Here is a 21285-nt window from a genome sequence, read left to right on the forward strand (position 1 = left end):
ATGCTTTTTTTACCATATAAGTGTTCAAAGGTTCAAAGGCGCAAGGGTGCAAAGGGACAAGGGAACAAAGTTTGAATTTAAGCCTTACAAATAAAAAACTTTGCGGCTTTGCGACTTTGCGTGCAAAAATCCATACGCTTTTTTTGACCATGTAAGTGATGTAAGTTCATTTAAGAAGTTCGATTTTGTTTTGTTTTTTAATCTCCCGCAGATTTAGCAGATACAAAGATTAATAAAAGATTGAGCGCATTTATAATAGAAATAAATCTGCTCAATCTGCAAAATCTGCGGGAAAATTAAATTTTAAAATTTACTAAAACAAAAAAGCGGCAATTTGCCGCTTTTTACTTACTGAAAATATAATTTTATTAGTTGATGATAATCTTTTTATACACTGTTTTTTCATCTTTCGTGATGACAACAATGTATATTCCTTTAGCCAGATGACTAACTCCTATTTCGGGATTGGTAATGTTTTGTTTTTCGAAAACTTTTTGTCCCGAAAATGAAACGATTTCAATAGAATAAGGAGCGTCTGAGTTAGTATAACCGATATTAAAGTTTCCGTTGGAAGGATTCGGATAAATTATAATTTCATCAGAACCGGAAGTTTCCTCTTCTTTGGCTGCAATGGCTGTTTTGCTTGCTAGGTTATTACAGGTATCTGTGGTATACGAATCCCATTGTGAACTTAAATTGAAAGTTGTTGATGGAGAAGTTACCGTCGATTTTCTTCTTAAGGTAACATCTACGGCAAAGTTTGCAGTTCCGCCATTGAAAGTTCCGATGATGTCGATCAAAACGCCGTTTTTGAATAAACCTACAGCGTCATTTCCGTTAAACATTAACTCCGTTCCGCTGGTCGAAATATTGGCTGCGCTTGTAGAAAAACAAGTCGAAGAAATAGAACTGTTTACAATTACAAATTTACTTCCTGTCGTTAAAGTTCCGCTCAGGGCTAAACCGGTACTCCAGGCACCTGCACCATTCGTTTGTTTTTTAACCGTATAGGCTGATAAACTAACGGAGCTTCCCGTATTGTTGGCAATTTCCAGCGCTTTATTATTTCCGGAACCTTCAATATATTCAGAGAAAAGCAAATCGGTTGCAGTTCCTCCGGTTCCGCTGCTATTGGTAGTAACCGCTATCGTACTGCTTGAAGCGGAAGTATTTCCTGCTGCATCTTTAGCTTTTACATAAATAGAATAACTTGTTGAAGCCGTTAAACCTGTAATAGTTGCCGTTAAACCTGAAACAGTTGTTTTCAGAACGCTATTGGCGTAAACATCATAACCTGTCACGGCTACATTGTCTGTAGAAGCATTCCAGGCAACTGTAATAGATGTTGAAGTTTTTGTTGTTGAAGCCAAACTTGTTGGAGCAGTTGGAGCTGTAGTGTCTCCGGAAGGAGCAGTACCTCCCCAGATTTGATTTACATATTCCGGATGATCGATATACGGATTCCTGTTGTTCTGACGGGCATAAACGGCATTGTTTCGGGCAATTTCTCTCGCACTTACCGGATCTTGTGCATTCCACGCTAAAAGAACGTTTAGGAAAGCAGTTGTAAATACTTTATTGCTGGAACCGTCAAACATCGCATAAGAATAACCTGCAACGGTATTTTCGTAACGGGTTGCAAAATAAAAATACATTCGGGCAATATCGCCTTTGAAAGCATTTACAGGTTCGAAAACAGTTCCCGAATATCCGGATACGGCACTTGAACCTAATTTGCTTCCGTTTTGAGAAGTATAAGTTGCTGAACTCACGGTTCCATGCGGATAATTAGAACGTATCCCGTTTACTTTTCCGTCGGTTGGTGTGATAAAATGAGCATCGGCAACCATTGGTGATTGTTCGTTAAAAACAGATTGCGGAATGATGTGTTCCCTGTTGTAGCAATCTCCTTCTACGGAATAACTGCCACATCTTTGTGTGCTTCCTGTAGTATAGTTGTAAGGATCTGTTCCGGACGGATTTTCAGAATACATGTCCAAAACAGTTCCGTCATTTTCGTAGAAATTATCAACATCGGAAGTTTGATAAGTCGTATACAAACCGGCATATCCGTTATCGGTATGACCTTTAATGATGTTATATAATTGTGTTTTTAAAGTGTAACCGGTTCCGGTGGCAGTGCTGTAGTAACCCGATGGGATTTGCGCAAAACCCGCGATAGTGAAGACCAGTAATAGAAACGAAGAGTAGCTTTTTTTCATAAAATTTGTTTAATGTTTGGTTGGTAATAAATTGATTAATAGTGTTTTAATTTATTGTTGTACCAAATCTACTACTTTTATGAATACGCTGGGTTAAGGAATGATTATTTTTAGATATATATTCTTACGGTTGTTTTTTTTACCATTTAAGTGTTCAAAGGTTCAAAGGGACAAAGGTGCAAAGTGACAAAGTTTGAATTTGAGCCTTACAAATAAAAAACTTTGTCACTTTGCGTCTTTGCGGCGAAATTGAAGGAACCTTAAATGAACTTATATCACTTATATGGTAAAAGCGTCCTGTTTGCGCTTTGTAATAAATCTTTATTTTGGAAAGTCAGCACTCTGGTAAGCACCCAAATCCGGCGGAGAAGTTCTGGTAGTTCCTAAAATGTCTAACGGAATTATATACGCCTGATCTCCTTTCGCGAAAGCGGCAGAAGTTTTATCAATATTGAACTTGTTCTGAGAGACGTTATAAAACTTTGGATTTTCATTCAGAATGATGTTGGTATAATGCACGGCATCATCTTTAAACTGATAATCGGGATTTTTGCTGGTGCTGCTGAATTTCAATAAACAATTGTTCAGTTGATAGACAAATTGCGCATTGGTGCCTTTGTCCAGATTAAATTCATTGGTACTGGAACCATAAATAATACAATTGTTAAAAGTAGCCTGAGTCAGGTCTTTCGTTTCCGGAGTTGCTCCGGGCAGGCGGTTGCTTAAGTTAACGGCAAACTGGTCGCTGCTTGGCCAGTTGTTGTAAAAAGTAGCCTGCGTAAAGCTATAATCTCCGCCATAAACACAGGATAAAGCTGCCAGACCGGAATAATTAATGACAATATTCTCCCCTTTGATTCGTGCATGCTTCGCTAAAATGCCGTATTGCGAACAGTTATAAATTTGTGTGTTTTTTAGCTGAACCGTTGTAGCGTCCTGGTTTCTGATGGATAAACCAATGGTTGCATTTTTTAGTGTCAGATGATTGATGGCATGATTGGTACTCCCGTCCGCGAGAATAATGGCGCCCCACTGTCCGGGAATATCCGAGTAAAGGGACTCTAAACGATCGCCTTCAAAAACAACTTCATTTTCTGATTTTTCAGTTGTTGAAACCGCTCCGTTAATGTGCAGGGAAGCATTTTTATCTACAAAAAGCCCCGAATTAGCATGAAAAAACACCTTGGAACCGGCTTCGAAAGTGACGGTTTTATTTTCAGGAACTCCTGCGTAACCATAAATAACATACGGTTTTTGTTTCGTAAAAAGGAGTTCATTTCCGTTTGCAGCATCATTTTCATCGAGATAAAAACCATCCACAGCTTTACCATCGATCTGAATTTTTTCCTTGCTTCCGTCCGGATTTTGTTTGGGATATAAAAAAACGGCATCCTGAATTAAGGTAACCAAAGCCACTTTTTGAAGATTAGCGCCGCTGTCAAATTGAATTTCGTCGGTATATAAAAAATCAGTCGGATCAGCATCTGTAATATCTGCCGTTGTTTCTATAAAAATGTACAAACTGTCTTTGGCCAGAAGGGTAACATTATTGAAGATTTTGCCATTGTTTCCGTTTGTTCCGTCCACCGTCATTCGGTATTTGGAACTTAGCCCTTTTTTAAGCTGAATAACCGGAATCGAAATATCGTCTTTGCTTTTGTTGTACACCTTAAGCTGGTAAGTAGCGGAACCAATGTTTTTAAAAACCGTATCCAGATAAACGGTATCTTTTGAAAACTTTAAATTCCCGGAACTGGCAACGGTGTCAAAATCAGTCCGGCAGGAACTGGCAGTTAAAAATATTCCGAAAATGAAGAGGATATAGTAGTGACGCATCTGAATATGTTTGTTGTTTTTTGCCACAGATTTAAAGATTTAAATGATTTTCTACTTTAAGTAAATAAACTTTTTAATCTTTGGTAATCTGTGCCATCTGTGGGAAAAAATATAATTTTCAGCCAAAGATAAATTTTGATTGTTGGTGTAAAAATAACAAAAAACTGACAGGTTCGAAGATCATTTTAATAATACAATTGTATTTTATAATTTGTATCTCTTCTTTTCTTTAATTTTACGGCTTTAAATTCCATTTTAATGAATTATACAAAAGAACAAATATTAGAGCGTTGCAATCAGTTCACTAAAAACACACTGATGGAAACGCTGAAAATAGAATATATAGATGCAGGCGAAGATTTTTTAGTAGCCAAAATGCCTGTAAATCCGAGCGTTCATCAACCAATGGGACTTTTACACGGCGGCGCTTCGGTTGCTTTGGCTGAAAGCGTTGGAAGTGCAGCTTCCTTTTTCTTTATAGACCCAAAAGAGCAGGAAGTCCGAGGCATCGAGATTTCTGCCAATCACCTGAAAAGTATTCGCGAAGGTTATGTTTTCGGAACCGCACGCATCATTCATAAAGGAAGAAGTATCCATCTTTGGGAAATTAAAATTACCGACGAAGAAGGCAATCTGATTTCACTTTGCAAATTGACGAATATGGTTCTGGACCGAAAGAAAAAATAAAAATTTATTCTATAAAATTAATGACTCAAAAAAATACAGCTTCTGTTTCTGCTACGTTTAAAAAGATGACCATAAAAGCGATTCTTTCCGTTCTTTTCTTTTTTATTGTTTACCTGACCTTGATTTTCTCAGGAATTGGCCTGACTATTCTGGCTGGCTATTGCGGTCTGATGATCATAATTGCAAAACCTATGTTTGTGACTATTATGATTGGCGCGGGATTGTTATGCATGGGAATTCTGGTACTCATTTTTTTGTTCAAATTTATTTTTGTAAAAAATGTTGTCGATCGTTCTCATTTAATTGAAATTACGAAAGAAGAAGAACCGGAATTGTTTGCGTTTATTGGTGAAATTGTAAAGTCAGTAAAAACAGATTTTCCTAAAAAAGTGTATTTGTCTTCCGATGTTAATGCTTCGGTTTTTTACGATTCTAATTTCTGGAGCATGTTTCTTCCTATCAAGAAAAATCTTCAAATTGGTGTTGGACTTATCAATTCAGTTTCAGAATTAGAACTTAAAGCTATTCTGGCGCATGAATTTGGACACTTTTCACAACGAAGCATGAAAGTAGGAAGTTATGTTTACAATGTAAACAGGATTATTCACAATATGTTATACGATAATGATTCGTATCATTCTATTGCCCAAAGCTGGGGAAGTGTAAATGGATATTTTGCTTTTTTTGCGGGACTGGCCGTAAAAATAGTGCAGGGAATTCAATGGGTTTTAAGACAGGTTTATCAGGTGGTCAACTTAAGTTATTACGGTTTGTCCAGACAAATGGAATTTCATGCAGATGCTGTTGCCGCGGGAGTGACCGGCTCTCAGCCTTTGATTACTTCGTTATTGCGTCTGGATTTGGCAGATCATTCTTTCAACAGGGTATTGGATTATTATGGAAACAAAATTCCAAACTCTATTGCTACAAAAAATGTATACGAACAACAGACTTTGGTCATGAATTTTATTGCTGCTAAAAGTAAATTAGAAGTTCAGGACGATTTACCACAATTGACTACAGATTTCCTGAATCGCTACAATAAATCAAAGCTTACTATAGAAAACAAATGGGACACACATCCTAGCATTGAAGACAGGATTTCAGAACTGCAAAAATTAAATATAGAAAAACCACTGGAAAATAAAAGATTAGCCACCTGTCTGCTAAACGATCGTATTGACCTGCAAAGTAAATTTACCGATAAACTGTTTTCGGCAGTTTCATATCCGGATGCTGTTGTTTACAATAAAAACGAGCAGTTTTTTGAAGAGTTTGAAAGTGAGTTCTTATCAGGTTCGTTTAATGAAATTTACAATCATTATTATGATAATAAAAATCCAAATTTATTTGATTTAGAAGCTACGGAATTTACTTCTTCGGAAAAATACGAATTGAGTGATTTGTTTAGTAATGCCTCAATTGATTTGGTTTTCAGTTCGATTTCATTAGAAAAGGACATTAATCTTTTGGAGCAAATTGCTAATGGATTGTACAAAATAAAATCATTCAATTATGATGGTCATAAAATTTCATCAAAAAATTGCAGTGAGCTTATTGATAAACTTAAGGTTGATTTAAAAGAAATCAAAGACAAAATTCTTAAAAATGATACTGCCATTTATTCTTATTTTAAGGAGCTGGCAGATAAGCAGCATAAAGGAGAAGAGTTAAAAAGACAATATAAAGAGTTTTTTGACCTGGATAAGCATTACGATGAAGATTTCGGGTATTATATTAAGATGTTAAATGTCTCTGAATTTATGCATCATGTAGCCACTTTTGATGTTATTGAAAAAAATATGGTTTTGCTAAAAAAAGAAGAAAAGCAATTTAGGATTCAGATCGAAAAGATCTTGGGGAATGATATTTACAGAAAAGCTATTACAACTGATATGAGAGTAGCATTCGATAAATATTTGTCTGAAGAATGGGTTTATTTTAATGGTAATCAATATTTGGACGAAGTTTTACAGTTGCTGTCCAGATCAATGAATGATTATCAGGATGTTTTGTCAAAAACATTTTTTCAGGCCAAAAAAGAACTTTTAGAGTATCAAGCTCAACTTTTAAACTATCATGAATAATTTCTTTTCAAAAATAAAATTACATAAAGAACAAAATTTACCCTTTGTACTTTATTCCAAACCCAATTCCACTAAAATGATTGGGCTGTTACAACAAAATAATATACTGCATACCGTTTCTGATTTTACCGAAAAAGGATTTGTATTTGCTTCTTTTGATGAAAAGCAACTGATCCTGATTCCGGAAAACGAATCTGAAATCATGACTGCTGAACAGGAAAATATTGAGTTCAGTCCGGTTGAAAGGAACGATGCAGATTTTGATCCGGTTGCTAAAAAACAGTATGAAGACTTAGTTGCCAAAGGAATTCAGGCAATTAAAAACGAAGAATTCAAAAAAGTGGTATTGTCACGAAGCGAAAGTGTGGATGTAACCGATTTCGATTTTGTGATGACTTTCCAGCAATTGATTCAATTGTATCCGACTACTTTTAGTTATTGCTTTTTTCATCCCGAAATCGGTTTTTGGATGGGAGCAACGCCTGAACAATTACTAAAAGCCAACGGAAACGTATTTGAAACCACTGCTTTGGCCGGAACGCAGAAAGCCAACTTCGAAGCGGAAATTTCCTGGCAGCAAAAAGAAAAAGACGAACAGCAATATGTAACCGATTTTATTGTAAAAAGATTGCGTGAAGTCGCTTTGTCGGTTCAGGTAACGGAGCCTTACAGCATCAAAGCAGGATCGATCTGGCATATTAAAACCGATATTTCGGGTGTTTTAAATGACAATTCAACTTTGGAAGAAGTAATTGACACTTTGCATCCAACGCCTGCCGTTTGCGGTTTGCCTAAAAAGAAAGCAAAAGCCTTTATCATTGAAAACGAGAACTATGACCGGACTTTTTATACGGGTTTTTTAGGCGAATTAAACAGCAGCCTGGCATCAAACGCGATAAGCTCGGATTTATTTGTAAATTTACGAAGCATGCAGCTTAAGGATGATAAAGCTATTTTATACATGGGCTGCGGCATCACCAAAGAAAGTATTCCTGAGAAAGAGTGGGAGGAAAGCGTCAATAAGTCGATGACGATGAAAAGAGTTTTGAGGAAGTGAAAAAAATAGTGTCAGTCTCAGTTTACAGCCGCACTGCATACTGAGACTGCGACTGCGACCGAGACTGAAAACTGCGACCCAAAACCTGAAACCTGAAACCTGAAACAAAAAAAACAAAAAAACAAAATGAAATTAGATATACTAGCCTTTGGCGCACACCCGGACGATGTAGAATTAGGTTGTGCCGGAACTATTTTAAAAGAAGTATCACTGGGTAAAAAAGTCGGCATCGTGGATTTAACACGCGGTGAACTGGGTACACGTGGTACGGCTGAAATCAGAGACGAAGAGGCCGCCGCCGCCGCAAAAATATTAGGGGTCGTGGTTCGTGAAAATCTGGCGATGCGTGACGGCTTTTTTGCCAATGACGAAAAACATCAGCTGGAAGTCATTAGGATGATCCGAAAGTACAAACCTGAAATCGTTTTGTGCAATGCCATTGACGACCGTCATATCGACCACGGTAAGGGAAGTAAGTTGGTTTCCGATGCATGCTTCTTGTCGGGACTGATGAAAATTGAAACTTCACTTGACGGCGTAAACCAGGAAGCCTGGAGACCCAAAGTAGTATACCATTATATTCAGTGGAAAAACATTGAGCCGGATTTCGTGGTAGATATCACCGGCTTTGAACAGAAAAAAATAGAAGCAATCCTGGCTTATAAAACACAATTTTATGATGCGAATTCGAAAGAACCTGCGACACCCATTACAAGCAAAAACTTCCTGGAAAGCTTAAATTACCGTGCGCAGGACTTAGGAAGGCTTGTTGGGAAAGATTTTGCGGAAGGATTTACTGTTGAAAGGTGTTTGGCAGTCAATAGCTTAGAAAATTTGATGTAATTTTTTCAAATTTTTCTTTGTAGAAGTAAACCTTTGTTATATATTTGCAACCGCTAAGCAAAATGGTGGTTGTAGCTCAGCTGGTTAGAGTAGCGGTTTGTGGTGCCGCGGGTCGCCGGTTCGAACCCGGTCAGCCACCCAGAAATTTAAAGCCTTGAAGAAATTCAAGGCTTTTTTTGTGCGATTAATTTAAATCGAAGTTTTAAATTACAATTCTTAAATTCCAAATTCCAAGTTCGAAATCTCAAATCCAAAATTTTAAATTCCAAATCAAATTTTTTCAATAGAATTGGATCAACATTATTGTCTCATTTCCGATAAGATTTTTTACCCGCACCAAAATTGGAATTTGGAATTTAAATATTGAAATTTACTTTTCTTGCATCTCCGCAAGATTTTTTATCCGCACCAAAATTGGAATTTGGAATTTAAATATTGAAATTTACTTTTTTTGCATCTCCTCAAGATTTTTTATCCGCACCAAAATTGGAATTTGGAATTTAAATATTGGAATTTTACTTTTTTTTGGACACAAAAAAAGCACAACATACAAGTTGTGCCTTAATTGGTTTATTATATTTGGTTGTAGTATTATCTTATTTCCTCGAAAGTGGTTCCCTGTTTAATATCTCCGCTGTTAAACCCTTTTTTGAACCAGTACATTCTTTGTTCTGATGTACCATGAGTAAAGGAATCAGGTACTACATGGCCCTGCATTTTGCTCTGAATGGCATCATCTCCAACTGCATTTGCAGCGCTTAAAGCTTCTTCTATATCTCCGGCATCTAGATTCTCTTTATTGTAATGGGCCCATACTCCGGCATAAAAGTCAGCCTGCAATTCCAAAGCTACAGAAAGTTTATTAGCTTCAGCTTCGCTTTTGCCTTGTTGTTCTTCACGCATTTTTTCTGAAGTCCCGAGTAAGGTCTGAATGTGGTGGCCAATTTCATGCGATATCACATACGCAATTGCAAAGTCACCACCCTTGGCTCCGAATTTTGTTTTTAGTTCTTCAAAGAAGTCCAGATCCATATATACTTTTCTGTCACCGGGACAGTAAAAGGGTCCCGAAGCAGAGGATGCTCCCCCGCAGGCTGTTTCTACAGAACCTCTGAAAAGGACTAATTTTGGCTTTTCGTACGTCATGCCATTTTCTTCGAATATCCTGCTCCAGGTGTCTTCATTGTAGGCTAAGACAACCCTCACAAAGTCACCCATTTCTTTCTCTTCTTTGCTTAGCGGTGCTGCTGCTTCAGTTTGCTGTTGTCCGCCCTGCATTTGCTGTAATACATTCCCAACCGTCTGGCCGGTTTCACCACCAAAAACGTTTAGCAACAAAATAATGATACCAATAACTCCGCCTCCTACGGCAACTTTTCCGCCGGATAAGCCTCTTCGGTCTTCAACGTTATCACTTTGTCTTCTGCCTAGCCACTTCATAGTATATTGTTTTAATGGTTGTTGTAATTTTAGTTGTACGAATTTATAGATTTTTTTGAAAATACAGTTATAGCACAGGATTAACTTTTTCTATTTTATCCATTTCGACAATGCTTCTTCAACAGTACCGCGAATAATGGGCTTTGAGATGTAATCGTTCATTCCGGCGGAGATACATTTGTTTCGTTCGTCTTTTTCCGCACCGGCTGTAACAGCGATTATCGGAATGCTTTTACCCGTTAATGTATTCCTGATGGCCCTTGTCGCTTCATAACCGTTCATGATCGGCATCTGGATGTCCATAAAAACCAGGTCCGGGCTTATGTTTTCAATTTGATTTACTGCTTCATACCCATTTTCACATTCGTAAATAAGCGTATTGATATTCAGGTTTTTCAGGATTGTTTTCAGCAACAGCATGTTTACTTTGTTGTCTTCGACAATTAAGATGCTTAATTTTTTTTGATTGGAATAGTAATTCAGATCAAATTCCTTATTGATGGTTTTAGATACAATTTTGTATTTCTCGTTGATGCTTTTATGGCTGATATTTAAATTCAGGTCGAAATAAAAATTACTTCCTTCGTTTATTTTGCTTTTAAGCTGTAAACGGCTTTCCATCAGCGCCAGCAGCTGATTGGAGATGGTTAGTCCTAAACCGGTTCCTCCGAATTTTCGTGTTGTGGAGCTGTCTTCCTGAGAAAAAGCCTTGAATATTTTCTTCTGGTTTTTTTCGAGTATGCCAATTCCGGTGTCCACGACCGAAAATCGAATGATGTAATTATCCTCTGATTTTTGCTCAATAACAGAAACATTTAATTTGATGCTGCCTTCGTTTGTAAACTTAATGGCATTGGATAGAAGGTTGATCAGAATCTGTTTTAAACGTACAATGTCTGTCCAGATGTATTTCGGGACATTTGGATCAACGTTCAGTTCAAGTTGAAGACTTTTTTGGTTGGATTCATAAACGATTAAGTCAAATATTTGGCCTAATATTTTCTGAATGTCGTAGAGGTCTATAAAAAGTTCCAGTTTTCCGGCCTCAATTTTAGAAAAATCAAGGATGTCATTGATGATTTCCAGTAAAGAATGCGCCGATTGATTGATGGTCGTCATGTACTTTTCCTGAATTTCTTCCAGATTGGTTTTCATCAGTAAATGGGTAAATCCGATAATTCCATTCAACGGCGTACGAATTTCATGAGACATATTGGCCAGGAAATCAGATTTTGACTTATTGGCTGCTTCTGCCAGTTCTTTGGCTTTGATGGCATCTTCACTTTCTTTGATTTTCGCCTGGTTTCTGTTTCGGTCTAAAGCGGATGAAATGTTGTTGGCAAGTGTCTGGAAAATGTAGATTTCATCGTCCGTCCATTTTCTTTCTTTAGTGCAATCATCAAAACCGATAAAACCGGAAAAGTTATTATTGGCATACAAAGGCAAAATCAAAATGGACTTGATTTCGTTGGTGACCAGTAAATTTTTGAAAAAAGTATCCTCGAGGTTTTGTGTTAAGGTGCTTAAAACTTTTTTACTTTGGGAATGTTCAATTATTTCTTTTAAATTTTCTTCCGTAAAATTTTGCAGCTCTGTTATCTGATGTTTTACGCCATCTCTGGACCATTTGTATTGCTGGCTAATGGTTTTGGTTTCAAAATCTTTTTCGTAATAAAAGATATGATCGACATTCGAGGCTTCACCAATAATTTCGTAAGTTTCCTCAAACATCTTTTGCGTACTTTTACTCATTAAAAACTTTTCCGTACAAAGTGCCAGTGCAGAAAGCAGTTCACTTTTCAGTTCCAGTTTTTTCTCTGCTTTAAGCCGCATTTGAGATGAAATTGCCAGGGAAATGACATCTGATATGGTTCGGGCGTAATTGATGTCTTCATTGTCCCAGTCCCGTTTTTCTTCGGTACTTTCAAAACAAGCTACACCTGCCAGCTGCCCGTTGAGAAAAATGGGCACGTCCAGCATTGATTTTATTTTATTCTGAATGAAATAAACTTCCTTAAATTCAGAGGTTTCCAGTTTGTTGAAAACATCCGGAGCGTTTATAATGGCTTTGTTTTTTAAGGTTTCAAAATAAATCGGATACGATTCCTTATCGAGAATATTTTTATCACTTAGGGTCTGATTGTCCCAGCTAAATAAGTTTTTGCAGGTGATAATATCATTGGAGTACCGCCAGAAACTAACTCTGTTTGTTTTAGATACTGTTGCAGCTTCCTGAATGATATAATCGATTACGGTTTGAAAATTACTGTAATTTCGAAAATCGGTCGTCGATAATTTTTTGGTGGAGTTGTTGTAGGATTCAATTTTTTCAAGACGTCTTTTTTTCTCGTTTTCGATGTCTTTTATTTCAGTAATATCCCTTGCGATACCTGCAAAACCGATAGTCTGGCCCAGGTCATTCTTGCGAATAATTACCTTTTGGGAAATCCATAATTCTTCGCCGTTTTTCTTTAAAATCGGGATTTCAATCGTTGGATAGTTGATTTCGTTCTGCTCGAGGTTTTCGTAAAAGTCAACCGCATTTTTTATATAATCCTCATGAATGAAATTGGAATAATGCTGCATGATAATCTCATGCTCAAAATATCCGAGAATAGAAAACCCAAATTCATTTACAAAAGTAAAATAACCATCTACATTTATTTCAAATATGATATCCGTAGCGGTCTGAATCAGGTTTTTGTATTGATCCTGAACGATAATCTGCTCCGTAACGTCCTGGCCAATACTGATAATTAAGTCTTCAGAAAACTTTTTATCTTTCCACTGGATGTATTTGTACTCACCGTTTTTATTTTTTAATTTCTGGATATAGAGTTTGTTATCAATTTGATTCTTATTGTGGTTTTCCTTTATGAATTCCTGGTCTTCCGTCAGTTTCCAGAATTTCATTGCCATCACTTCATCCGGAAGATATCCTAAAATGGAAGTAATTGTTTCGCTGCAAAACAGTATTTCCCCTTTTTGATTTGTCGCAATGGTCAGGGAATTTCCTTTGTGCACAATTTCATTTGTAAATCTGAAATTATCACGACTGTTTAATAAAACGGCATATTTTACCTGATTGATAATAAAAATCAGAATTGAAAAATTGATTAATAATATCGAGGACTTTAATGGAATTAAATGAAAAACAATTGTTATAATCTGAAATGTAAAAGCCAGTGCAACAAAAAACCAATACATTCTGATTGGTTTTAAAATATTATAAGCAAAGAAGAATGAAATCAAAAAAACAATAATCGGCACCACATCATTTGAAAGGTACACGATATTGAATGCAACATAGGAAATGTAAATAAAGAAGGAAAAGATAAAAATGGGCTGGATCTTATCTCTCAATGCTTTTATTTTATCGGTTACAAAATAAACCGCCAGCACAAAAAAACCGATGGCGGAATTTGTAATTAATAAACTTTTGGGTCTAATCTTAAAGATTTCATTGATAATTTCAATGACAATAATGGCGATCCCAAAGAATAAAATATAGAGTTGATATTCCCTGCTCGTGGTGTCATCTTCTTTTCTTTTTTCGATGAAATACCCGATTTTAGCTTTAATTCTGAAAAACTGATAAATCAGTAAAGTAAGAAATCCGACTAAGGATAATCCTAAAATAATGATTTTCGGATTGTTATAGAAAATAATATCAGAATTGATTACAAACCAGTTCAATCCGCCTGATTTCAGGGCATCTCCAAAAATGGCGATTCCTGAAATCAGTGAATGAATACAACTATAGTTTTGTACCATAGTATTTGGGGGATATTTGGTTTAGTAAATAGCTTTTTTAAGTTTCTAAACGGAGTAGGTTAAGCCCCTTTTTTATTTTAGAAAATTTTTAATTATAGGAATCCGACTGACCAATAGAATCAATGGAATTTTCATCTTCATCATTTAATATAATAGCTCTGTAAATCGCATAATTTACGGAGTATGTAAGCGGAATTGTAAATACGATACCAATGCAACAGCCAATAAAACCAACCATAGAAGCCAGTCCTCCAACAATTACCAAAAGAAGAATTACGAAGGGTTGTTTGCTCACAATCATAACGCTCGATTTGATCGCTTCTATTGCGTTCAGTTCACCAAAAATAATAAGCGGAAGGGTCAAGGTTGTAAATAAGGTGATCACGATTGTAATGATAGTATCGACAAACATAATACCCAACAAACTAAAGCCAACTGAAATTAATCCTCCCAGCAAAGAGATGGATAAGGCCGCTATAAAAAGATTCGGAAAGTGGCGTGAGTTGTAATAGGAAAAAATAGTAGAAACATTAAAAGCTTCATCTTTGTCGGCACAATCGGCCATTTTTAGAAATCCAGCCGTAAACGGACTTAAAAATGCTGAGACAAATGCGATTACCAGTGTATAAATCAGCAAGACTGAATTATCCGTTTGTTCGCTTTGCAGGTTTTTAAAGAATTGTTCGTTAAAATGTTCAACACCGTATAGTGCCACTAAAATTCCTCCTCCAAGGAAAAAAGCTAAAATCGAAAATACGAGTAATATTAATCCTGCATAAAGTGCTATTTTTTTATAGTTTTCGAAAGCGTGGTTGAAAACATTCGAAAAATCTAATGAATAGCCATTTTTCCTAATGTCTTCGATTTGGTCAAGTGTAGATTTCATTTTTTTGAGTAAAATTGTGTTATAGTCTGTTTTATTTAATGTTATTCAGACGTAAATATAATATTTTTAATCAATTCCATAAAAGAATCTACAAAACATTACTAAAATGTTTTAGTGCTTATAACCAGTCTAATATACGTTTAATTGCTGTCAATTTATCTTTATACGGGGCATATCGCATGGGCAGGTCAAGCCAGTTTCCTTTTTTGACTACTCCTTTATGATGCGAGAAAATATCAAAGCTCAACTGACCGTGATACGCTCCTATGCCGCTATGGCCGACACCGCCAAAAGGCAGTCTTTTATTAGAAAAATGGACAACAGTATCGTTGATGCAGCCGCCTCCAAAAGAGTAGGTGGTAATCAGTTTTCTGGCAAAAGATTTGTTGTCACTAAAAACATAAAATGCAAGAGGTTTCTCATAGCGGCTGATTACATTTTTAATGTCATCTTCAGTCTCATAAGTAAGGATCGGTAAAATCGGGCCAAAAATTTCTTCTTTCATCACGGCACTGTCCAAAGCAGGTTCTTCCAGCAGCGTGGGTGCAATATATAAGGCATTAGCATCTGTTTCTCCGCCAAACAGTACTCGTTCGGGATCAATCATACTGACTAAACGCAGCCAGTTTTTGGTATTGATAATTCGGGCAAAATCAGGTGATTTTTCCATTTTTTTACCATAGGCCTTTGTGATTTCTTCCATTAGAAAAGAGAGAAAATTGATTTTCATATTCTTCTGAATCAGAATGTAATCGGGAGCAATACAGGTTTGTCCCGCATTGATAAACTTACCCCACACAATTCTTTTGGCCGCTAATTTCAGATCGGCAGTTTCATCGATAATACAAGGGTTTTTTCCGCCTAATTCAAGAGTAACGGGCGTCAGGTTTTCTGCAGCGGCTTTGGCAACAACCTTACCAACGGCTACACTTCCGGTAAAGAAAATATAATCCCAGCGTTGTGCCAGTAGTGTGCTGGAAACTTCTACACCGCCTTCATACACTTCAACATGATTGACATGAAAGGTTTTCTGGATGATTTTTGTGATGATTGCCGAAGTATGGGGTGTCAGTTCCGAAGGTTTTAAAACAACCCTGTTTCCTGCTGCAACAGCTGAAATAACGGGACACAACGCAAGCTGGAAAGGATAATTCCACGGGGCAATTACCAAAACTTTTCCGTAGGGCTCTTTGTAAATATAATCGGTTGAGGGAAAATTAAGAAGTGAAGGCCAAATACGTTTTGGTTTTGCCCATTTATGAATGTTCTTAATGGTGTCTTTCAATTCTGAAATGACGTAATTGGTTTCGGTTAAAACAGCTTCAAACTCAGGTTTTTTAAAATCATCGTATAAAGCTTTTACAATTAAATCCTCGCTTTTCTGAATGTTATACAATAACTTTTTTAGCGTTTCTTTTCTGTATCCGATGTCGTTTTTGTAGTCCATTTTGCGATTAACTTATTTTTTTGACTTTGCAAGTTAATCGATAAAATTTAAAATAGTAACAATTTCATCATAAAATCACAGTGCATTCCAGATGGTTTCATCGGGCACAGGGGCAACGATTGTTATGTTTTCTTTGGAAACAGGATGTACAAAAACTAATTTTCTGGCATGCAAATGAATGCCACCGTCGGGATTACTGCGGTCAAAGCCATATTTTAAATCTCCCTTTATCGGAGAGCCGATCGCAGCCAGTTGCGCGCGAATCTGATGATGGCGACCGGTATGAAGATTAATCTCTAAAGCGACATAGTTCTGAAGTTCTTTAAAAACGGTATAATCCAGACTGGCAACTTTACTGTCCGGTACTTCTTTTAAATGGGCTTTTGAAGTATTATTTTTTTCGTTCCTTTTTAAAAAATGAACCAATTTGGCAGTTGTTTCTACAGGTTTATTTTTAACAACTGCCCAATAGGTTTTTTGTGTTTCGCGATTGCTGAACATTTCGTTCATTCGCGTTAATGCTTTGCTGGTTCTGGCAAAAACCACGATTCCCGTAGTCGGCCTGTCCAAACGGTGGATTACCCCCAGAAATACATCTCCGGGTTTGTTATACTTGTCTTTAATGTATTCCTTTACAACATCAGATAAAGGCTTGTCACCGGTTTTATCGCCTTGCACAATATCGCCTACTCGTTTATTGACTACAATAATATGGTTGTCTTCGTGCAGGATTTGAAGGTTGTTTTTATTAGAAAGTACTTTCAAAATCGATTTTTAGATTATAGGATTTTTAGATTGTTCGAATGAACTTTATAGCAAAGTAGATTTAAATTTTGATGTCATTTTTACGATTCTTTCGAGATTAATACATAATTCATCTAGTTTAATTTGAGTTATATAACCTAAATCGAAAGAAATTAACAATTGAGTTTCAATTTCAAAAATAGAACCAATTGCAATTTCGAGAAACCTTGAAAAATCTTTGTTACTGCTTCGCGAACATCCTTCAGCAATGTTAGAAGGTACAGATACAGAAGCACGACGCAATTGATTCGATAAACCGAATTTTTCTGACTCAGGGAAATTTGATGTAACATTATAAATTTCAGAACAGAATTTTCTGCTTGATTTCCAAATTTCTAAATCCTTAAATCTGTGCATTATAATTTTATTTTACCTTAATTAAGTTCGTTTTCCAACAATCAAAAAATCAAAAAATCCAACAATCTAGCCTAATATTGTTCGCTGGAATTCGGAAAATCACTCGACTTAACATCAGCTGCATACTGACCAATAGCTTTTGTCATTTCTTCGTATAGATTCAAATAGCGGCGTAAGAAACGCGGACTGAATTCGTTGTTCATTCCTAACATATCATGGATAACCAGAACCTGTCCGTCAACGCCACCGCCTGCACCAATGCCGATTACGGGGATTGAAATGCTTTCTGCCACTTTTTTAGCTAAATCGGCTGGGATTTTTTCTAAAACAATACCAAAACAACCAATTTTTTCTAAAAGCTTGGCATCTTCGATTAGTTTTTCAGCTTCCTGGTCTTCTTTTGCACGAACACTGTAGGTACCGAATTTATAGATAGATTGTGGTGTTAAACCCAAATGTCCCATAACCGGGATTCCGGCGTTTAATATTTTTTTGATCGATTCTTTAATTTCTTTTCCTCCTTCAAGTTTCACAGCATGGCCGCCGCTTTCTTTCATGATTCTAATGGCAGAACGCAACGCTTCTTTCGGATCCGACTGGTAACTTCCAAAAGGTAAATCAACGACTACCAGTGCTCTTTCTACAGCGCGAACCACAGACGAAGCGTGATAGATCATCTGATCCAGGGTAATTGGCAATGTCGTTTCGTGACCCGCCATAACGTTTGATGCTGAATCGCCCACTAAAATCACATCAACTCCTGCGGTGTCCACAATTTTAGCCATTGTAAAATCGTAAGCGGTAAGCATAGAGATTTTTTCTCCGTTGCTTTTCATTTCGATTAATGACTTTGTTGTGATTCTTTTATAATCTTTTTTTGCTACTGACATTTTATTTTTTTTTGAAGATGTAAAAGTATTGAATAATTATAGATTGAAATCAGCAATAGAAGAATATTTCGATGTTAAATAACTTTCCATCCCTGAATTCTATTTTAAATTCGCTGTCTTCCAATTGTATGGAGTAAAGATGCGGTGCTTTTATGGAGGCACCAATATACGAACCGTATTTTTCGATAAATGCTTTTTCAGATACCGTATGGTCTAAGGCTGCATTGGCATTAAAAACAAGTTTGTTGTTTTCGTTAATAAAAACCCTGGTTATTTCTGCCTGGTTTTGCTTTTCATCTACAGAAGCTTCCAAATCGGGATAGTAATAAAATAGGTCACTCAGGTAAAGACCGCATTCATCACTTATGGTTGCTTTTTTTACCGGTTTTCCGAAGACCTTCACTAAATCTTTCTGTGTCAGAAACAATGATTTGGTTTTTACTCCTTTCAGGACAAACTCTGATTTTTTAACGAAAGCAAGGATTTGTTCCGGTGTCTTGTGTTTGGCCAATCCTTTGGCTATAATGATATTCAGCTCGGTATCAGCCAGAAGTTTCGGGTCGTTTATTTGTTTGACAACCTCATAATATCTCTGATAAGCCGGACTTAAGGTTGCGTTATCGCTATTCCATGCCAGTTCTACCAGTCGTTCACCAACCGTTTTACGTTCTGTACTATTCGTAGGGTCCAGTTTGTCAAAGTCTTTGAGTAAGGTGTTGAAATCAGGTCTTTTGCCAACAAATTTTCGTAAAGTAAACCGGGCGTATTCATCACTAAAATTCCCGCCAATATTCACCCATTCTTCCGGGTTTTTAGGAAGGTAATTAATAGGTACAGGATCGCCGGTATATAAAACTTCTTTAATTTTCGAGTTTTTATCGGGTTGTGCCCTTGCTTTTAAACCCGCGACTATAACAAAAAGATGACTGCTGCCGTAATAGTTATCATTGCCTTCGATAAGTGGGTTTTCATTGTCCCTTACTTTCACATCGGCTGAATTTAATCGTGTGGCAACGAATTTCTCCGGAACAAAACCTTCGGATAAATTATCGGCTTTTACTTTATACCAGCCATTTTTGTTTTCGGATAGTAACTGCACTTCGGCTCCGTATTTAAAATATCCGAGAAACTCAGCGGAAGTACTCGGGGAAGTATACAAACGTGTATCTGAATTCAGGAAATAGCGTTCCTGGGAATGCAATAGTATGGAGCAAAATAAGGCAGCAAAAAAGTAGTATTTTTTCATGGAGTATATTTTGGAAGCGTTTTTGCCACGAATTGCACGAATTTCACAAATTTTTTGATCTGCAAAGAAGCAAAATAGTAATACGTGTAAATTCGTGCAATTCGTGGCAACCTTTATTTTTTAGCAATCAGCCATATTTACGGCAATTGCCAAACCTCCTTCGGAAGTTTCTTTATATTTGGAATTCATGTCTTTTGCGGTCTGCCACATGGTATCGATTACCTTGTCTAATGGCACTTTTGCATTTTTGGAATCCGTTTCCAATGCTAATTCGGCGGCATTTATGGCTTTTATGGCACCCATTGTATTTCTTTCGATGCATGGAATCTGAACCAGACCGCCAATAGGATCACAGGTCAGACCTAAATGATGCTCCATGGCAATTTCGGCAGCCATTAGCACCTGGGCAGGAGATCCTCCCATTAATTCGCAAAGCGCAGCAGCAGCCATAGAAGACGACACGCCAATTTCTGCCTGGCAACCGCCCATTGCAGCCGAAATGGTAGACCCTTTTTTGAAGATACTTCCAATTTCTCCGGCAACCATCAGGAATTGTTTGATTTCTTTTTCTCCGGCGTTATGGTTTTCGATCACCAGATAATACATCAATACAGCAGGTATGACACCGGCACTTCCGTTGGTTGGTGCTGTTACAACACGGCCCAGGGAGGCATTTACTTCATTCACGGCAAGTGCAAAACAACTTACCCATTTTAGGATCTGACGAAATTTTACTTCGGTTTTTCGAATCTCTTCCAGCCAGGTCTGCGGGGAATTGTAGTTGGATAAACCAATTAAATTCTGATGCATGTCAAAAGCTCTCCTGCGAACGTGTAAGCCTCCCGGAAGGATTCCTCCGGTATGGCAGCCGATGTACATGCATTCGAGCATCGTATTCCAGATACGCATTAATTCGGAATGGATTTCCGCTTCCGGACGCATTGATTTTTCGTTTTCGTAAACAATTTCAGAAATCAGTTTGTTCTCCGAAACAGTATAGTTCAGAAGCTCAACCGCATTTTGAATCGGGAAGGGGAAGGCACATTTTATGACTTCTTTGATTTTTGCATTTTCACGCTCTTCTTTCACGACGAAACCTCCTCCAATAGAATAAAAAGTAGATTCGTATTCAGAGTCGTCTTCCTGATAAGCGGTAAATTTTAATCCGTTAGCATGGAAAGGAAGAAATTCTTTATTGAAAACAATGTCCTGAAGAAAATAAAACGGAATTTTATAGGCATTCCCCAGAATAATTTCGTTTGTATCTTCGATAGTTTTTATGATTCCGGCAATATTATCAACCGGAATATATTCAGGATCCTGACCACTCAGGCCCAACATAACGGCCAGATCGGTAGCATGACCTTTACCGGTTAAAGAAAGTGATCCGTATAAATCGACTTTTACCCGTTTGATGCGGTCTAAAATTGATTCGTTTTTTAACTCTTCCAAAAAACGTTCGGCTGCACGCCAGGGACCAAGAGTATGCGAGCTGGAAGGCCCGACACCAATTTTAAGCATATCAAAAACAGAGATACATTCTTCCATTGTTCAATTTTTAGTAAGACAAAGATAATTGAATAATGCAAAGAAGTTTAATTATCATTTGTTAATCTTGCGGTTTTGTTAAAAAAGATATTAAATTTTAATAATTTGACAACGAAATAATTTTAAATGCGTAATATAGAACTTTCGTAAAGAGTTCGTCG

15 protein-coding genes and 1 tRNA gene are annotated in these 21285 nt (G+C 36.9%); 5 read left to right on the forward strand and 11 right to left on the reverse strand.

The window, feature by feature from the left end:
• Window positions 1-368 precede the first annotated feature (368 nt).
• The gene (locus tag LPB89_RS09700; RefSeq protein WP_230701548.1) at window positions 369-2222 is read right to left on the reverse strand and encodes an endonuclease; all 1854 of its coding nucleotides are present in this window, start codon (window positions 2220-2222) and stop codon (window positions 369-371) included.
• A 321-nt stretch (window positions 2223-2543) separates the two neighbouring features.
• Window positions 2544-4058, reverse strand: a complete 1515-nt coding sequence (locus LPB89_RS09705; RefSeq protein WP_230701952.1) for a hypothetical protein — start codon at window positions 4056-4058, stop codon at window positions 2544-2546.
• Window positions 4059-4316: 258 nt separating this feature from the next.
• On the opposite strand from LPB89_RS09705, the gene LPB89_RS09710 reads away from it, so the two are divergent.
• The 5 genes from LPB89_RS09710 (at window position 4317) to LPB89_RS09730 (ending at window position 8871) form a co-directional block, all read left to right on the forward strand.
• Window positions 4317-4745: a PaaI family thioesterase gene (locus LPB89_RS09710; RefSeq protein ID WP_230701549.1), complete on the forward strand. Its 429-nt coding sequence runs from the start codon at window positions 4317-4319 to the stop codon at window positions 4743-4745.
• A gap of 20 nt (window positions 4746-4765) precedes the next feature.
• A complete protein-coding gene (locus LPB89_RS09715) occupies window positions 4766-6832 on the forward strand; it encodes a M48 family metallopeptidase (protein WP_230701550.1) in 2067 nt (688 codons plus the stop codon).
• A complete protein-coding gene (locus LPB89_RS09720; protein WP_230701551.1) occupies window positions 6825-7889 on the forward strand; it encodes a chorismate-binding protein in 1065 nt (354 codons plus the stop codon). The genes LPB89_RS09715 and LPB89_RS09720 overlap by 8 nt, the downstream gene beginning before the upstream one ends.
• 126 nt (window positions 7890-8015) lie before the next feature.
• On the forward strand, window positions 8016-8732 hold the full coding sequence (bshB1, locus tag LPB89_RS09725) for a bacillithiol biosynthesis deacetylase BshB1 (protein WP_230701552.1): 717 nt from the start codon (window positions 8016-8018) through the stop codon (window positions 8730-8732).
• 65 nt (window positions 8733-8797) lie between these two features.
• Window positions 8798-8871 (forward strand) — tRNA-His (locus tag LPB89_RS09730).
• Between the two features lie 452 nt (window positions 8872-9323).
• Here LPB89_RS09730 and LPB89_RS09735 read toward each other — a convergent pair.
• The 9 genes from LPB89_RS09735 to LPB89_RS09775 form a co-directional block, all read right to left on the reverse strand.
• Window positions 9324-10172, reverse strand: coding sequence for a neutral zinc metallopeptidase (locus tag LPB89_RS09735; RefSeq protein WP_230701553.1), 849 nt, complete (start codon window positions 10170-10172; stop codon window positions 9324-9326).
• Window positions 10173-10262: 90 nt separating this feature from the next.
• Window positions 10263-13946, reverse strand: a complete 3684-nt coding sequence (locus tag LPB89_RS09740) for a response regulator (protein ID WP_230701554.1) — start codon at window positions 13944-13946, stop codon at window positions 10263-10265.
• A gap of 88 nt (window positions 13947-14034) precedes the next feature.
• On the reverse strand, window positions 14035-14832 hold the full coding sequence (locus LPB89_RS09745) for a hypothetical protein (RefSeq protein WP_230701555.1): 798 nt from the start codon (window positions 14830-14832) through the stop codon (window positions 14035-14037).
• Window positions 14833-14950: 118 nt separating this feature from the next.
• On the reverse strand, window positions 14951-16279 hold the full coding sequence (locus tag LPB89_RS09750; protein ID WP_230701556.1) for an aldehyde dehydrogenase: 1329 nt from the start codon (window positions 16277-16279) through the stop codon (window positions 14951-14953).
• A gap of 75 nt (window positions 16280-16354) precedes the next feature.
• Window positions 16355-17044, reverse strand: a complete 690-nt coding sequence (locus tag LPB89_RS09755) for an RluA family pseudouridine synthase (RefSeq protein ID WP_230701557.1) — start codon at window positions 17042-17044, stop codon at window positions 16355-16357.
• 45 nt (window positions 17045-17089) lie between these two features.
• Entirely contained in the window at window positions 17090-17440 is a 351-nt protein-coding gene (locus LPB89_RS09760) for a four helix bundle protein (RefSeq protein WP_230701558.1), read from the reverse strand.
• Window positions 17441-17511: 71 nt separating this feature from the next.
• A complete protein-coding gene (gene panB, locus LPB89_RS09765) occupies window positions 17512-18330 on the reverse strand; it encodes a 3-methyl-2-oxobutanoate hydroxymethyltransferase (protein ID WP_154339276.1) in 819 nt (272 codons plus the stop codon).
• Between the two features lie 49 nt (window positions 18331-18379).
• Window positions 18380-19576, reverse strand: coding sequence for an SH3 domain-containing protein (locus tag LPB89_RS09770; protein WP_230701559.1), 1197 nt, complete (start codon window positions 19574-19576; stop codon window positions 18380-18382).
• Between the two features lie 120 nt (window positions 19577-19696).
• Window positions 19697-21124 carry an L-serine ammonia-lyase gene (locus tag LPB89_RS09775; protein ID WP_230701560.1) on the reverse strand — a complete coding sequence of 476 codons (1428 nt, stop codon included), beginning with the start codon at window positions 21122-21124 and terminating at the stop codon, window positions 19697-19699.
• Window positions 21125-21285: the final 161 nt, after the last annotated feature.

This window comes from Flavobacterium sp. ENC (genome assembly GCF_020991415.1).
Taxonomy (GTDB): Bacteria; Bacteroidota; Bacteroidia; order Flavobacteriales; family Flavobacteriaceae; genus Flavobacterium.

Bases quoted from the DNA above. Each gene is read 5' to 3' on its own strand.
- LPB89_RS09700 (WP_230701548.1), bottom strand. From the start codon at position 2,222: ATGAAAAAAAGCTACTCTTCGTTTCTATTACTGGTCTTCACTATCGCG.
- LPB89_RS09705 (WP_230701952.1), bottom strand. From the start codon at position 4,058: ATGCGTCACTACTATATCCTCTTCATTTTCGGAATATTTTTAACTGCC.
- LPB89_RS09710 (WP_230701549.1), top strand. From the start codon at position 4,317: ATGAATTATACAAAAGAACAAATATTAGAGCGTTGCAATCAGTTCACT.
- LPB89_RS09715 (WP_230701550.1), top strand. From the start codon at position 4,766: ATGACTCAAAAAAATACAGCTTCTGTTTCTGCTACGTTTAAAAAGATG.
- LPB89_RS09720 (WP_230701551.1), top strand. From the start codon at position 6,825: ATGAATAATTTCTTTTCAAAAATAAAATTACATAAAGAACAAAATTTA.
- bshB1 (WP_230701552.1), top strand. From the start codon at position 8,016: ATGAAATTAGATATACTAGCCTTTGGCGCACACCCGGACGATGTAGAA.
- LPB89_RS09735 (WP_230701553.1), bottom strand. From the start codon at position 10,172: ATGAAGTGGCTAGGCAGAAGACAAAGTGATAACGTTGAAGACCGAAGA.
- LPB89_RS09740 (WP_230701554.1), bottom strand. From the start codon at position 13,946: ATGGTACAAAACTATAGTTGTATTCATTCACTGATTTCAGGAATCGCC.
- LPB89_RS09745 (WP_230701555.1), bottom strand. From the start codon at position 14,832: ATGAAATCTACACTTGACCAAATCGAAGACATTAGGAAAAATGGCTAT.
- LPB89_RS09750 (WP_230701556.1), bottom strand. From the start codon at position 16,279: ATGGACTACAAAAACGACATCGGATACAGAAAAGAAACGCTAAAAAAG.
- LPB89_RS09760 (WP_230701558.1), bottom strand. From the start codon at position 17,440: ATGCACAGATTTAAGGATTTAGAAATTTGGAAATCAAGCAGAAAATTC.
- panB (WP_154339276.1), bottom strand. From the start codon at position 18,330: ATGTCAGTAGCAAAAAAAGATTATAAAAGAATCACAACAAAGTCATTA.
- LPB89_RS09770 (WP_230701559.1), bottom strand. From the start codon at position 19,576: ATGAAAAAATACTACTTTTTTGCTGCCTTATTTTGCTCCATACTATTG.
- LPB89_RS09775 (WP_230701560.1), bottom strand. From the start codon at position 21,124: ATGGAAGAATGTATCTCTGTTTTTGATATGCTTAAAATTGGTGTCGGG.